This window comes from Streptomyces sp. NPDC053427 (genome assembly GCF_044544985.1).
Taxonomy (GTDB): domain Bacteria; phylum Actinomycetota; class Actinomycetes; order Streptomycetales; family Streptomycetaceae; genus Streptomyces.
In genome coordinates, this window is sequence record NZ_JBITYA010000006.1 from 121,998 (window position 1) to 135,462 (window position 13,465).

Genomic DNA, 13,465 nt, shown 5'->3' on the forward strand with positions numbered 1-13,465 from the left:
CCGGGTGCCGGGCTGTCCGGCACGCCGGTGGAGCCCGCACACCGTCCGTAGCGGCGGCTCCGTCTGCGCCATGCGGGCGACGCGGTGCACCGGATCCGGCGACCGTCCCGAACCGGCACGACGACACCGGCGCGCGGCGGTGCCGACCACCCGCCACCGTCCGATACTGGACCCGCCGCACCTCGGCACCGCACAGACCCTCGGAATGCGCCTGACACGCCATCAGTAGAGTCGGTATCAGGTCGGCATCGGCCCCGCCGGAGCCCGCCGCCGGAACTCCGACCGCTCAGCTCACCAGGAGGTACCCCCATGAAGATGCTCATCAATGTCGCCGAGACCGTCGTGGCGGACGCGCTGCGGGGTATGGCGGCGGCGCATCCCGAACTGGTGGTGGATGCGGAGAACCGGGTGATCGTGCGGCGGGATGCGCCGGTGGCGGAGAAGGTGGCGCTGGTGTCCGGGGGCGGGAGCGGGCATGAGCCGCTGCACGGCGGGTTCGTGGGACCGGGGATGCTGGATGCCGCGTGTCCCGGGGAGGTGTTCACATCGCCGGTGCCGGATCAGATGGTGCGGGCCGCCGCGGCGGTCGACAGCGGGCGCGGCGTGCTGTTCGTCGTCAAGAACTACACCGGCGATGTGCTCAATTTCCAGATGGCGGCGGAGCTGGCCGAGGACGAAGGCGTGCAGGTCGCCAGCGTGCTCGTCAATGACGATGTGGCGGTGACCGACTCGACCTTCACGGCCGGGCGGCGGGGCACCGGGGCCACGCTCTTCGTCGAGAAGATCGCCGGGGCGGCGGCCGAGGAGGGCATGCCGCTGGAGCGGGTCGAGGCGCTCGCCCGGCAGGTGGTGGAGTCCTCGCGCAGTTTCGGGGTGGCGCTCGCTGCCTGCACGACGCCGGCGAAGGGCAGTCCGACGTTCGACCTTCCGGCCGGGGAGCTGGAGTTGGGGGTGGGCATCCACGGCGAGCCGGGGCGGGAGCGGCGCGCGATGATGACCTCGCGGGAGATCGCGGACTTCGCGGTGGACGCGATTCTGGAGGATCTGCAGCCGAGGTTGCCGGTCCTGGTGCTGGTCAACGGGATGGGCGCGACGCCGCTGCTGGAGCTGTACGGATTCAACGCGGAGGTGCGGCGGGTGCTGGACGAACGCGGGGTGGCGGTGGCTCGTACGCTCGTCGGGAACTATGTGACATCCCTGGACATGGCGGGGTGCTCGGTGTCGTTGTGCCAGGTGGACGGGGAGCTTCTGCGACTGTGGGACGCGCCGGTGGAGACGGCGGGGCTGCGCTGGGGGCGGTGAGCCCGGCCCGCCGTCCGTACCCGGACCCCACACATCAGCCAGTGCACAGAGCAGAGGAGTACGACGTGTCGGACACCGTCTTGGATACCGCGTTCTTCGTCCGGTGGATGACGGCGGCGGCCGCCGCCGTGGAGCGGGAGGCCGACCGGCTGACCGAACTGGATTCCGCCATCGGGGACGCCGATCACGGGAGCAATATGCAACGGGGGTTCGTTGCCGTGGCGAAGATGCTGCAGGCCGGCGGGCCCGCGGCGCCCGGGGAGGTGCTGGCCGCCGCGGGGCGGCAGTTGATCTCCAGCGTGGGGGGTGCGTCCGGCCCGTTGTACGGCTCGCTGCTGCGGCGCAGCGGCAAGGCGCTGGGTGAGGCGGCGCAGGTGTCGAGGCAGGAGTTGCGGGCCGGGCTCCAGGCGGGGGTGGAGGCGGTGGCGCAGTTGGGCGGCGCGGCGCCGGGGGACAAGACGATGCTGGATGCGCTGGTCCCGGCGGTCGAGGCGCTGGACACGTCGTTCGAGGCGGCGGCCGCGGCGGCGGAGCGGGGCGCGCTGGCGACCGTGCCGCTGCTGGCCAAGAAGGGCCGGGCGAGCTATCTGGGGGAACGCAGCATCGGGCATCAGGACCCGGGGGCGACCTCGTCGGCGTTGCTGTTCGCGGCCCTCGCGGAGGTGGCGAAGTGACCGGGGGTGCCTCGCTGGTGGGGATCGTGCTGGTGTCGCACAGCGGGCCGGTGGCCGAGTCGGTCGCGGCGATGGCGGTCGGGCTGGCCGGAGGCGGCGGCACGGCACCGGTGGCCGCGGCGGGCGGTACGCCCGACGGCGGGCTCGGCACGAGTGCGGAGCTGATCGCGGCGGCGGCGCGGGAGGTGGACCGGGGCGCCGGGGTGGCGGTCCTGGCCGACCTGGGCAGCGCCGTACTGACCGTGAAAGCCATGGTGGCGGAGGGGGACGAACTCCCCGAGGGCGCACGGCTGGTGGATGCGCCGTTCGTGGAGGGGGCGGTGGCCGCGGTGGTCGCCGCCTCGGCCGGCGCGGATCTGGACGCGGTGGCGGCAGCGGCCGGGGAGGCGTACGGCTACCGGAAGGAGTGAGGGGCGCGCGACGGCCGCTCAGGGCTTGCGGGCGATGGCCGCGTAGCAGGCCGCCTCGGCGTCGGTGACGTGGGTGGCGTCCCCGGGGTGGTCGGGGCGCCACTGGTGGGAGAGGGTGACGCCCGGCTCCAGCAGCTCCCAGCCGTCGAAGAAGCGGAGGAATGCGGCGCGGGAGCGGAACTGGAGGGTGGTGCCGGCGCCGCGGTACACCTCGATGATCTTGTGCATCGCTTCGGGGGCGAAGTCCGGTGTCGCATGGGTCATGGCGAGCGTGCTGCCGCTGGGCAGGGCGGACTTGAGGGTCTCGACGATGGCGTGCGCGCGGTGCCCGCCGTCGTCGGTGACGAAGTGCATCAGGGCGTTCAGGCTGAGCGCGACCGGCTTGCGCAGGTCGAGGGTGTCGAGGAGCTGCGGCGCCGCGAGGATCCCCTCGGGGTCGTTGACGTCGGCCTGTACGTACGCGGTCCGTCCCTCGGCGGTGCTCAGGAGCAGGGCCGCGGCGTGTGCGAGGACGATGGGGTCGTTGTCCGTGTAGACCACGCGGGCGTCGGGGGCGATGTCCTGGGCGATGTCGTGCAGGTTCGGCGAGGTGGGGATGCCCGTGCCGATGTCGAGGAACTGGCGCAGGCCCGACCGTGCGAGGAAGCGGGTGGCGCGGTGCATGAACTCGCGGTTGATGCGGGCGGCGACCAGCGCGGCGGGGAAGACGGACAGGACGCCGCCGGCCGCCATCCGGTCGGCCAGGAAGTTGGTCTTGCCGCCGAGGAAGTAGTCGTAGATCCGGGAGGAATGGGCCCGGTCGAGCTGTAGGTCCACCACGGGCTCATTGCGGTCGCTCATCGTGCGCTGCCTCCCCAGTACGGCCGCCGCGCCTCCGCGGCGCCCCGAATGCCGCCGCCCGCACGGCAGTTGGACCCATGCCCGATACGCTCCCGATCATGCCGCGGATGCCCTGTGCGCCCCGGCGCACGCCCAGCGCACGCCCAGCACGCCGACGTGCCGGACGAACTTGCCCGTGGCATGCGTAGTCATATGAATACGCAGCGGAAGATTTCTTGCGCCCCGGTGCCACAAAAGGGCGCACTTTCCTGTTCATTAGAGGTGAGGGCAGCCAGTCCTTCCGTTGCCGCCGGCATCGTCGGTGCGGCAGCAGCGGTGCACGGCGAACGGAACGAGGACGGCTCGTGGGCGCAAACCGGGACCGACTTCTGCCGGCGTGCGCGGAGGCGCGCGGGCCCAGAGCGGAGTTAGCCGCGCTCCCCCGCCGACTCCCCTCCGACCCGGCCGGACCACCGGGTTCGGCGGACCCTGCGGCCCGTCAGCTGTCCATAGCCCTGGAGGCCTTCCACGCCACGCACGCCTGCAAGTGGGTGACGTACGCCTATCTGCACACCGGCAACGAGAGCGCGGCCCACGAGGTGACCCGGTCCGCCTTCCGGCGGCTGGGCCGGCTGTGGCCGCATGCGCTGCGGCAGGCGTCGGTGGAGGCGTTCGCATGGTCGGTCCTCAAGGAGTGCGTGGTGGAGTGGCTGTACGACCACCAGCAGCCCACCGCGCTCACCGAGACCGCCGCCTTCGCGGTCGTCACGCATGCCCTGCTGCGCGAGTGCCAGCAGCGGTTCGCCCTGCTGGAGAGCCAGTTGGGGCTGTACTCGGCGATCTCACGGCTGCCCGAGCGGCAGTGCGATGTGATCGTGCTGCGGCATGTCATCGGGTACGACGACGCGCAGATCGCCGCGCTGCTCGACGTCGACGAAGTCACCGTCCGCTCCTACGCGAGCCGCGGCAAACGCAAGCTCGCCGCGGCGCTCGGCATCGACCAGGGCACCACGGCAAGGAATCACCACAACGCTTCAGCAGGGGGGAACTGACCATGTCGTCCACCTATCACGCCCGGCACACCGATCACTCCGGGCGTCGGGACACCGTCGAGACGCTGCTGAGCGCCGCCGCGGCGGTGGCCGGAATCGACGGCCTCGCCGGCTTCTGCGCTCTCGATGACGCGGGCACGCTCGACGGCCTGGGCTGCTTCGAGGCGTTCACGGCGACGGAGTGCCGTACGGGGGCCGTGGCAGCTCGGAACGCCGACGGACCCCGCCCGGCCCGCGCCGACCACGGCGCGCCCAGCGCCTACCCCAGCGCCCGCGACGAGGCCACCCATGAACTGGAGCTGGCCTGTGCGCTGGTGGTCAACGCCGCGGCGGCCGCGGCCAGCCTGGAGCGGCTGGTCGACGACCATCGCATCGACCCCGAGGGGGCGCTGGTCTTCGCCTGTCTGCTGCACATCACCGGGCGCTTCGACGCGGCGCACTTCTGGTGGCACTTCGGCGCGGGCGCGGGCAGCCGGACCGCGGCGTACTGCCTCTATCTCTCGCACCGGCGCAACGGGGAGTACCGGGATGCCGACTACTGGCGCGGGCAGGCCGCGCACGCCCCGGACGAGGAACGTCCGGCGGTGGCCGCGTTCGATGAGAGGCAGTTGCTGCCGGACGCGGCCCGGCACAACCTCCTCGTCCAGTGGCACAGCGGACTCGCCCCGACCCTGCCGACGGCCCTGGAGAACGTGATCAACCGGCTCGTGGTGGAGGCCGACGACGAGGACTTCGGGGAGATCCCGCGGCCGTCACGCACCCTCGTCCGGGACCTCGGCCGAGTCAACTGAGCGTATTTCAGAGGAAGTTGACTCCTTGGGCGAGGGGGAGGTCCGCGGAGTAGTTCACCGTGTTGGTGGCCCGGCGCATATAGGCGCGCCAGGCGTCGGAGCCGGATTCGCGGCCGCCGCCGGTCTCCTTCTCGCCGCCGAACGCGCCGCCGATCTCCGCCCCCGACGTGCCGATGTTGACGTTGGCGATGCCGCAGTCGGAACCGTCGGCGGCGAGGAAGCGCTCGGCCTCCCGCTGGTCCTGGGTGAAGATGCTGGACGACAGGCCCTGGGGGACGTCGTTGTGCAGGGCGATGGCCTCGTCGAGGGTGCGGTAGGTCAGGACGTACAGGATCGGGGCGAAGGTCTCGGCGCGGACGATCTCGGTCTGCTCCGGCATCCGGACGAGGGCCGGGCGGACATAGGCGGCGTCCGGCGCCTCGGCCGTGAAGCAGCGGTCCCCGCCGGTCAGCAGCTTGCCGCCGTCGCGCTGCGCGGTGGCCAGGGCGTCGGCCATGGCCGTATGGGCGGCCGTGGTGATGAGCGGGCCGACGAGCGTCGCGTCGTCGAAGGGGTTACCGAGCGGCAGTTGGCCGTAGGCGTGCACCATGCGTGCGGTGAGGCGGTCCGCGAGGTCTTCGTGGACGATCAGGCGGCGCAGCGTCGTACAACGCTGGCCGGCGGTGCCCGCGGCGGAGAAGACGACCCCGCGGACGGTGAGGTCGAGGTCGGCGGAGGGGGTGACGACGGCGGCGTTGTTGCCGCCGAGCTCCAGGAGGCAGCGGCCGAAGCGGGCGGCCACCCGCGGGCCGACCTGCCGGCCCATCCGTACCGATCCGGTCGCGCTGACCAGCGCCACCCGCGGGTCGTCGACCAGCAGCTCACCGCACTCGCGGGCCCCGAGCAGCAGCCGGTGCACGCCGGGCGGCGCAGCGACCTCGGCGGCGGCCCGGGCGAGCAGGCCGTCGCAGGCCAGCGCGGTGAGCGGGGTGAGTTCGGACGGCTTCCAGACGACGGTGTCGCCGCAGACCAGGGCGACGGCGGTGTTCCAGGACCAGACGGCGACGGGGAAGTTGAAGGCGGAGACGACGCCTACCACGCCGAGCGGGTGCCAGGTCTCGGAGAGGCGGTGGCCGGGGCGTTCGCCGGCGATGGTGCGGCCGTAGAGCTGCCGGGACAGGCCGACCGCGAAGTCGCAGATGTCGATCATTTCCTGGACCTCGCCGAGCGCCTCGGAGCGGATCTTCCCCGCTTCGAGGGTGACCAGGTCGGCGAGGTCGTCCTTATGGGCGGCGAGGAGTTCGCCGAGCCGCTTGACCAGGGCGCCGCGGCGGGGGGCCGGGACGGTGCGCCACTGGTGGAAGGTGCGGTGGGACTCGTGGATGGCCCGGGCGGCCTGTTCGGGGGTGGTGGCGGGGAGGCGGGCGAGGGTGGCGCCGGTCAGGGGGGTGCGGGCGAGGACGGTGGCGGCGGTCGTCCCGGGCGCGTCGTACGCGTCGAGGTCCACGCCGCAGTGGCGCAGGGCCGTTGCCGCGCGGGCGCGCAGGGCGTCGGCGGTGGGGAAGCGGGGGCCGGTGGGTGGGGTCGCGGCGGGCGGGGTGGCGGTCATGGCGGGCTCCTCGGGGCGGCGGAGGCGGGTGGGGTCAGGGGGTGGTGGGGTCGGCGGGTGGGCCTGTCGTGGGGCCGGTGGCGGGGCGTCCGGTGTCGGGTGTCGGGTGGCCCTCGGCGGCGTCCAGGGCGCGGAGCGCCGCGCCCGCCCGCAGGGTGGACAGCGCCTGGCGCAGGGAGCGGTCCTGCTGCGCGGCGTAGAGGGTGAACGGGTCGAGCACGGGGCGGCCGATGACTTCGGAGAGGCGGTGGGCGTCGAAGGGGGTGCCGGTCAGGGCGGCGCACCGGATGCCTTCGCCGGTGAGGTTGGAGCGGAAGATGCCGGCGGCGGAGCGGGGCAGGAAGTCCTCGTAGACGATCGGGTGGGCGGTGAGCCAGCCGCCGTCGAGGAGTCCGGCGAGGTCGGCGGGCGGCCGTCGGCCGTCGTGGGGCCGCCCGGTCGCCGGGCGGTAGGTGAAGAACGCCAGGTGTTCCGCGGCGAGTCGGTGTTCGGTACGGGGAAAGGTGCGGTGCCACAGGGCGCGGGCGGTCTCCTGCCGGTCGGCGTCCGGGTCCTGGGCCAGATGGCGGTCCGTCGCGGCCATCAGCGCGTCGTAGCGGGCCCGGCCGGCGCGGGTCAGGGCGATGCCGCGGGCCTCGACCTCGCCGAAGCGGACCCGTAGCGAGCCGCCGGTGATGCGGCCGTCGGGCTCGCGGAAGCGCCGCGGCTCGGCAAGGGCGCGGAAGGACGTCTGGCGCAGGAGGACGTCGGGGCCGTCCCAGCGCGGGGGCCCCTGGATCCGGTCGATCATGGCGATGCCGCGCTCCCCCATGCGGCGGTAGAGGGCGTCGATGTCCAGGACGCGGGGGGTGAGGTGGTTGATATGGGTGGCGGCCACCCCGCCGATGTCGGCGGCGACGGCGGAGACGCGTTCCAGTTCGGCGTACCAGGCGCGGTCGACGGGCTCGGGGGAGAGTTCGAAGGCGGCCACCGCGAGGGTGAGGAAGCGCTCGGCGTCGGCCTCCGGGAGGCCCGCCGGCTCCTCCGCCTTCTCGGCGAGCTGGAGGAGTTCCGGGGGGAAGAGGCGGCGGCGGGCGAGGAAGGCGTCGAGCCGGGATTCCAGGTCGGCGTCGAAGAAGCGGCGGTCGGAGGTGGTGAGGAGGGAGGTGAAGACACGGAAGGGGTTGCGCTCCAGTTCTTCGGTGCCGGTGGGCCGGAAGGCGGTGGAGACGACCGGTACGGCGCCGACCTCGCCGTCCCGCAGGTCGTAGAAGCCCACCGGACGCATCCCGAGGGCGGCGAAGATCTGGGCGGCCCGGCGCAGTTCCGCTTCGGTGCCGACGCGGATGGCGCCGTGGCGTTCGGCGGTGACCCGGGTGAGGCTGCCGAGCCGTTCCGCGTCCGGGTCCCGACCCGCGACCTCGTCGTTGACCCGCCCGGCCACCTCCAGGAGCGTGGTGTAGGCGGGCACTTCGGTGCCGTACATGGCGGACAGCCGACGGGCGAATGCGGCGCGTAGCCGCCAGGTGGGGACCATGGGAGGCTCCGGGACGTGGGGCGTCAGATGATGTGGGCCTCGCGGCGGGTGGCGTGGCCGTCGAAGCGGGTGGCGGTGAGCGGGGCGATGTCGAGGAACGGTGCGCGGCCGAGATAGAGGTCGCGGACGATTTCGCCCACGGCGGGGGCCTGGAGGAAGCCGTGGCCGGAGAAGCCGGTGGCGTAGAGGAAGCGGCCGGGGGTGTCGGCCTCGCCTATCAGCGCGTTGCGGTCGGGGGTCATCTCGTAGAGGCCGGCCCAGCCGCCGGTGACCGGCAGCCGGGCGAGTTCGGGTGCCCGGCGGGCGGCCGCGGCACGGAACGGGCCCAGCCATTCGCGGGTGAACCGCCGCCCGAATCCCGGCTGTTGGTCCGGGTCGGACAGCCCCAGGAGGAGGCCGTCCGCGGTGTCGTTGTGGAAGTAGAGGGTGGAGGCGAAGTCGAGGGTGAAGGGGATGCGGGGCGGGGCCGGGCGCAGCGGTCCGGTGAGGGCGATCTGGCGGCGCAACGGGGTGACGGGGAGGTCGACGCCGGCCATCGCCCCGACGGCGGCGGACCAGGCGCCGGCGCAGCAGATCACGGTGGCTGTGTGCACGGTGCCGTGCGGGGTGCGGACGGCCCGGAGCGCGCCGTCGGTGGTGTCGATGGCGGTGACCGGGCAGCGGGTGCGTACGGTGACGCCGAGCCTGCGGGCCGCGCGGAGATAGCCGGTGACGGCGGCCTTGGGCAGGGCGTAGCCGTCGGTGGGTGAGTAGGCGGCGGCGACGATGCCGCGGGGGTCGAGGTAGGGGCACAGTTCGGCGGCCTCGCGCGGGGTGATGATGCGGCTGGGCAGGCCGAGGGCGTTCTGGGTCTCCACTCCCCCGGCGAAGGAGGCCAGTTCGGTGGCGTCGCCGAGGAGGAAGAGATAGCCGACGGACTCCAGCCCGATGTCGGCGCCGGGGCGGCGGGCGAAGGCGCGCCAGGCGTCCAGGCTGCGCAGGCCGAGGCGGATGTTGAGCGGGTCGGAGAACTGGGCGCGGACGCCGCCGATGGGTTTGCCGGACGAGCCGGAGGCGGGGCGGTCGCGCTCCAGCAGCAGCACCCTGCGGACGCCCGCCTCGGCGAGGTGGAAGGCGATGCTCGCTCCGATGACACCGCCGCCGATGATCACGACGTCGGCCTGGTCGGGGAGGGGGACAGAAGCCGCAGTGGGAGCCATCGGGGCCGCCTTCCCGTCGTCGTGCGGGGCCCGTTCGCCGTCGAGCGGGTCACTTTTGATGGTGGCGGGTGGGGCGTCCCGCGTCCATGCACAGTTGCTGGACGCGATCTTTCAGAGGTTCTGGCCATCGGGAGCGCTGGGTAGGGTCCCGGCATGGAACTGCCGGGGGTCCAGCTGAGGGCGCTGCTGGAGCTGACCCGCAGCGGCACCATGACGGCGGCGGCCGCGGCCCTGGGCTATACGCCGGGCGCGGTGTCCCAGCAGATCGCGGCGCTGGAGCGGGTCACGGGGACGGAGCTGGTGCGGCGGCTGGGGCGGCGGGTGGAGCTGACGGACGCCGGGCACACGCTCGCCGCGCACGCCGCGGGGATCCTGGCCGCGCAGGCCGAGGCCGTGGCGGCCCTGGAGCGCGGCCGCGGCGAGGTCGCGGCGCGGCTGCGGCTGGGGGTGTTCGGTACGGCGGCGGCCGTGCTGCTGCCGCCCGCGCTGGACCGGCTGCGGGCGCGGCATCCGGGAGTGTGCGTGGCGAGCCGCGAGGTGGAGGTGGACCAGGCGTACACGGAGGTCTGCGCCGGCCGGGTGGATCTGGCGCTGGGCCTGGACTACCCGGACGCGCCGCTCGCGCTGGACGGCGCGGTGGAGCTGATCCGGCTGCGGTCGGAGCGGTTCGGGCTGGCCGTGGCGGCCGGGCGGGTGACCGGGCGGCGGCCGCTGCGTCTCGCGGAGGCCGCCGGGTTCGACTGGATCCTGCCCGCGCCCGGTTCGTACTACGGGCGGGCGATACGGGCCGCCTGCCGCCGGGCCGGGTTCGAACCGCGGGTGGTGCACGAGGTGACCGATACCGCCACGTCGCTGGCGATGGTCGGGGCGGGGCTGGGGGTCGCGCCGCTGACGGAGCTGATGCTGCGGCTGCGGTCCGAGGGGGTCGTGCCGGTGCCGCTGGCGGATGTGGTCGAGCGGCACATCGTGGTCGCGGTCGGCGCCGCCGCGCGGCAGCGGCCGTCGGTCGAGGCGCTGATCGCCGCGCTGCACGAGGGCGCCGCGCCGTAGCGCGAGGGGCGGCCCGGCGGCCAACGCGTGCCGCGGCGCGGCCCGTCGGCTCGGATTACCTTGGCGTCGAGGCTCGGGGAACATCCGACGTCCCCTGTCCGGTGCCTCCGCATGCGTCGCCCGGTCCGTCGCGTCCTGCCCCGTCCTGGAGGTGCCGGTGAGAGCCGCCCGTTCCCTGTCGCTGGCCGTCCTGCTCGCGGCCGGCACCGCCCTGACGACGGCCGTCCGCGCGGCGCCCGCCGCCGAACCGCCGCCCCGGCGCGACCCCTCGCCGCTGTACGGGCCCACCCCGATGCACGAACCCACCCCGCTGTACGAGTCCACCGATGTCGCGGTCGCCGGCCAGGGCGCGCACACCTATCGCATCCCGGCCCTGGAGACGCTCCCCGACGGCACCCTCGTCGCCGCCTACGACCGGCGCAACGACAGCGCCGCCGACCTGCCCGGCAACGTGGATGTGATGGTGCGGCGCAGCGTCGACAACGGGCGGACCTGGAGCGCTCCGCAGGCGGTCGCCGACTACGACGGCGGTGCGGGCGCCGGCGATCCCAGCCTGCTCGCCGACCGGCACACCGGCCGCCTCTTCCTCTTCCACGCGTACGGCCCCAAGGGCATCGGCTTCCGCAACGCGGGCCCCGGAAACGACCACGACAGCACCACGATCCTGCACACCGACTACCACTACTCCGACGACGGCGGCCGCAGCTGGCAGGCCCGCCGCCTCACCCATGACCTCAAGGACCCGTCCTGGCTCGGCATCTTCGCCTCGTCCGGCACCGGCATCCAGCTCTCCACCGGGAGGCTGCTGCAGCAATACGCGTTCCGTAAGGCGGACGGCAGCATGTGGGCGGCCAGCGCCTACAGCGACGACCACGGGGCGACCTGGCGGCTGGGGACGCCCGTCGGGCCGCTGATGGACGAGAACAAGACCGTCGAGCTGGCCGATGGCCGCATCATGCTCAACAGCCGCACCGGCAGCACCACGAAGCGGCTGGTCGCGTACTCCGGGGACGGCGGGCTGACCTACAGCTCCCCGGTCGCCGACGACGCACTGGTCGACCCGGTCAACAACGCCTCGCTCCTGCGCTACGACCCCACCCTCGGGCCGGACCGTGCGCGGGCGCACTGGCTGCTGTTCAGCAATACGGCCAGCGCCACCGCCCGGCAGAACCTCACCGTGCGGCTGTCCTGCGACGACGGACGGACCTGGCCCGTCTCCCGGGTCGTCACCCCCGGCCCGGCGGCGTACTCGACCCTGACCCGCCTGAAGGACGGCACGTTCGGGCTGCTCTACGAGTCGGGGCCGTACCAGCGGATCGTCTTCGCGCGGTTCGACGGCGCCTGGCTGGGGGCCGGCTGCCCGGCCGCGTGACCGCCGTCGTGGCCGTCACCCCGATGCCGCGCCACGTCACACGAACGGGTCATCGCTCGCCAACGGCGGCTCTTCCACCGCGGGCGGCCAGGCCGGGCGCGCGCTGTCGGGGACGGCCGCCAGTGCGTGGCCGACGGTCGGGTAGCAGGAGAAGACCCCCAGCGACTGGGTGCCGACCAGCAGCCGCAGCATCCGTACGCCGAGCGAGGCCAGGAACAGCCGGCCCTCCAGGCGCCGGCACAGCCACTCCAGGGCGAGCAGGCAGCTCAGCCCGCGCGAGTCGCAGAAGCGCAGGGCGGTCAGATCGAGCACCAGGAAGCGGTGGCCGGCCGACACGATGGACCGGGCCTCCTCGAGAAAGGCCTGCTCGGTACGGAGATCGAGCTCCCCGCTGACCCGCAGCACCGCGCACTCCTCCGCCTCGACGATCGCCGTGACCGCCAAGGACCGCATCTCCGCACTCATGGCGTCCAGACTAAGCGCCCTTTTCGACCGCATCATCGACACGGCGACCGGTGTACGCGGGTTGCACCGAAGTCGTACCCGGCTCGCCCGCATCCCCGCGGGCAGGCGGACGGAGCGTCCCGCGGGGCCGCGCGGGCACCGGGGGCGGGCATCCGGCCAGGTCGGAGGGGGTCCGGCGCGGGCAGAAACGGGCGGATTTTGCGCCGTTACGGGCATACGTCCGGCGTTCTGCGGTTGCTATAAACCTCGGGCGGGCAGAAACGGGCAGGCCCGTGACCGAACGGAACACCGTTTCGGACGACCGTTCCGGAACACCGCATACGGGCAGCCGAAGGGCACCACCGGACAGCACCACCGACCGGGCCCGTAACCGAAAAGCAACGACGCCACGGGCAGGAGGCCACCATGAGGGCCGAGGAACGTCAGCACCGCCTCCTCGTGCTCGCCCGGCAGTCGGGCCGGGTCGAGGTCGCCGATGCCGCGGTCGAGTTCGGAGTCGCCCGGGAGACCGTACGGCGCGATCTGAGCGAACTGGAGCGGCGCGGCCTGATCCGGCGGACGCACGGCGCGGCCTACCCGGTCGAGAGCGCCGGTTTCGAGACCACGCTGGCGCGGCGGGAGACCCTGCAGGTCGCGGAGAAACGCCGGATCGCGGCGGCCGCGGCGCAGTTGGTGGGGGCGGCGGAGACGGTGTTCGTGGACGAGGGCTACACCCCCGAGCTGGTCGCCACGCTGCTGCCCACCGACCGTCCGCTGACCGTGCTCACCGCCTCGCTGCGCACCGCGTCCCTGGTCTCCGCGTCCGACTCCACCACCGTCCTGCTGGCCGGCGGCCGGGTCCGTGCCGGGACGCAGGCGACGGTGGGTTCCTGGGCCCGGGACATGCTCGCCGGGTTCGTCATCGACCTGGCGTTCATCGGCGCGAACGGCATCTCCCGCGAGCACGGCCTGACCACCCCCGACCCGTCCGTCGCCGAGGTGAAGGCGCAGGCCGTGCGGTCCTCGCGGCGCCGGGTACTGGTCGGGGTGCACAGCAAGTTCGGGGCCAGCAGCTTCTGCCGGTTCGCCGAGGTGAGCGACTTCGACACGGTCGTCACCGACGTCGGGCTCTCCGCGCCGGAGGCCCATCGCTACTCCCTCCTGGGGCCGCAGGTGCTCCGGGTCTGACCGGGCCGGCGGCCGCCCGGACAACCGGCCCCGTACGACACCTCCCCGGCTCACCGCCGA

At 73.6% G+C, this 13,465-nt stretch carries 13 protein-coding genes; 8 read left to right on the forward strand and 5 right to left on the reverse strand.

Going from position 1 to position 13,465, the window contains the following annotated elements:
• The first annotated feature begins 309 nt into the window (after nt 1-309).
• The 3 genes from dhaK to ACIGWZ_RS17940 all read left to right on the forward strand — a co-directional run bounded on the left by dhaK (nt 310) and on the right by ACIGWZ_RS17940 (nt 2,386).
• Nucleotides 310-1,302: a dihydroxyacetone kinase subunit DhaK gene (gene dhaK / locus ACIGWZ_RS17930; RefSeq protein WP_400065617.1), complete on the forward strand. Its 993-nt coding sequence runs from the start codon at nt 310-312 to the stop codon at nt 1,300-1,302.
• Nucleotides 1,303-1,367: 65 nt separating this feature from the next.
• Nucleotides 1,368-1,976 (forward strand): dihydroxyacetone kinase subunit DhaL, encoded by a 609-nt coding sequence (dhaL, locus tag ACIGWZ_RS17935; protein ID WP_400065619.1) that lies wholly within the window; start codon nt 1,368-1,370, stop codon nt 1,974-1,976.
• Nucleotides 1,973-2,386, forward strand: coding sequence for a PTS-dependent dihydroxyacetone kinase phosphotransferase subunit DhaM (locus ACIGWZ_RS17940; RefSeq protein WP_400065621.1), 414 nt, complete (start codon nt 1,973-1,975; stop codon nt 2,384-2,386). The genes dhaL and ACIGWZ_RS17940 overlap by 4 nt, the downstream gene beginning before the upstream one ends.
• Nucleotides 2,387-2,404: 18 nt before the next feature.
• On the opposite strand, the gene ACIGWZ_RS17945 is transcribed toward ACIGWZ_RS17940, so the two are convergent.
• Entirely contained in the window at nt 2,405-3,226 is an 822-nt protein-coding gene (locus ACIGWZ_RS17945; RefSeq protein WP_400065623.1) for an SAM-dependent methyltransferase, read from the reverse strand.
• A 344-nt stretch (nt 3,227-3,570) separates the two neighbouring features.
• Here ACIGWZ_RS17945 and ACIGWZ_RS17950 point away from each other — a divergent pair, with 344 nt between their 5' ends.
• Nucleotides 3,571-4,257, forward strand: coding sequence for an RNA polymerase sigma factor (locus ACIGWZ_RS17950; protein ID WP_400065625.1), 687 nt, complete (start codon nt 3,571-3,573; stop codon nt 4,255-4,257).
• Nucleotides 4,258-4,259: 2 nt separating this feature from the next.
• Nucleotides 4,260-5,048, forward strand: a complete 789-nt coding sequence (locus tag ACIGWZ_RS17955) for a hypothetical protein (RefSeq protein WP_400065626.1) — start codon at nt 4,260-4,262, stop codon at nt 5,046-5,048.
• A gap of 7 nt (nt 5,049-5,055) precedes the next feature.
• Here ACIGWZ_RS17955 and ACIGWZ_RS17960 read toward each other — a convergent pair whose 3' ends face one another.
• Genes ACIGWZ_RS17960 through ACIGWZ_RS17970 form a run of 3 tightly spaced genes read right to left on the reverse strand, consistent with a single transcriptional unit; the run spans nt 5,056 to nt 9,351 of the window.
• Nucleotides 5,056-6,636 carry an aldehyde dehydrogenase family protein gene (locus ACIGWZ_RS17960; RefSeq protein ID WP_400065628.1) on the reverse strand — a complete coding sequence of 527 codons (1,581 nt, stop codon included), beginning with the start codon at nt 6,634-6,636 and terminating at the stop codon, nt 5,056-5,058.
• 34 nt (nt 6,637-6,670) lie between these two features.
• Nucleotides 6,671-8,152, reverse strand: a complete 1,482-nt coding sequence (locus ACIGWZ_RS17965) for a 2-oxoadipate dioxygenase/decarboxylase family protein (RefSeq protein ID WP_400065630.1) — start codon at nt 8,150-8,152, stop codon at nt 6,671-6,673.
• Between the two features lie 23 nt (nt 8,153-8,175).
• A complete protein-coding gene (locus ACIGWZ_RS17970; protein ID WP_400065633.1) occupies nt 8,176-9,351 on the reverse strand; it encodes an NAD(P)/FAD-dependent oxidoreductase in 1,176 nt (391 codons plus the stop codon).
• Between the two features lie 153 nt (nt 9,352-9,504).
• Between ACIGWZ_RS17970 and ACIGWZ_RS17975 the strand changes: the two genes are divergently transcribed.
• Together ACIGWZ_RS17975 and ACIGWZ_RS17980 are read left to right on the forward strand one after the other, a co-directional pair.
• Nucleotides 9,505-10,401, forward strand: a complete 897-nt coding sequence (locus tag ACIGWZ_RS17975; protein WP_400065634.1) for a LysR family transcriptional regulator — start codon at nt 9,505-9,507, stop codon at nt 10,399-10,401.
• A gap of 157 nt (nt 10,402-10,558) precedes the next feature.
• Nucleotides 10,559-11,773 (forward strand): exo-alpha-sialidase, encoded by a 1,215-nt coding sequence (locus tag ACIGWZ_RS17980; protein ID WP_400065636.1) that lies wholly within the window; start codon nt 10,559-10,561, stop codon nt 11,771-11,773.
• Nucleotides 11,774-11,809: 36 nt separating this feature from the next.
• Here ACIGWZ_RS17980 and ACIGWZ_RS17985 read toward each other — a convergent pair whose 3' ends face one another.
• Complete coding sequence (locus ACIGWZ_RS17985) at nt 11,810-12,238, reverse strand: STAS domain-containing protein (RefSeq protein ID WP_400065638.1); 429 nt, start codon at nt 12,236-12,238, stop codon at nt 11,810-11,812.
• Nucleotides 12,239-12,643: 405 nt separating this feature from the next.
• Between ACIGWZ_RS17985 and ACIGWZ_RS17990 the strand changes: the two genes are divergently transcribed.
• Nucleotides 12,644-13,405, forward strand: a complete 762-nt coding sequence (locus ACIGWZ_RS17990; protein WP_400065640.1) for a DeoR/GlpR family DNA-binding transcription regulator — start codon at nt 12,644-12,646, stop codon at nt 13,403-13,405.
• The last annotated feature ends 60 nt before the right edge of the window (nt 13,406-13,465 follow it).

Excerpts from the sequence above, each read along its gene's own strand:
- dhaK (WP_400065617.1), top strand. The coding sequence starts at position 310 with ATGAAGATGCTCATCAATGTCGCCGAGACCGTCGTGGCGGACGCGCTG.
- ACIGWZ_RS17945 (WP_400065623.1), bottom strand. The coding sequence starts at position 3,226 with ATGAGCGACCGCAATGAGCCCGTGGTGGACCTACAGCTCGACCGGGCC.
- ACIGWZ_RS17955 (WP_400065626.1), top strand. The coding sequence starts at position 4,260 with ATGTCGTCCACCTATCACGCCCGGCACACCGATCACTCCGGGCGTCGG.
- ACIGWZ_RS17960 (WP_400065628.1), bottom strand. The coding sequence starts at position 6,636 with ATGACCGCCACCCCGCCCGCCGCGACCCCACCCACCGGCCCCCGCTTC.
- ACIGWZ_RS17965 (WP_400065630.1), bottom strand. The coding sequence starts at position 8,152 with ATGGTCCCCACCTGGCGGCTACGCGCCGCATTCGCCCGTCGGCTGTCC.
- ACIGWZ_RS17970 (WP_400065633.1), bottom strand. The coding sequence starts at position 9,351 with ATGGCTCCCACTGCGGCTTCTGTCCCCCTCCCCGACCAGGCCGACGTC.
- ACIGWZ_RS17975 (WP_400065634.1), top strand. The coding sequence starts at position 9,505 with ATGGAACTGCCGGGGGTCCAGCTGAGGGCGCTGCTGGAGCTGACCCGC.
- ACIGWZ_RS17985 (WP_400065638.1), bottom strand. The coding sequence starts at position 12,238 with ATGAGTGCGGAGATGCGGTCCTTGGCGGTCACGGCGATCGTCGAGGCG.
- ACIGWZ_RS17990 (WP_400065640.1), top strand. The coding sequence starts at position 12,644 with ATGAGGGCCGAGGAACGTCAGCACCGCCTCCTCGTGCTCGCCCGGCAG.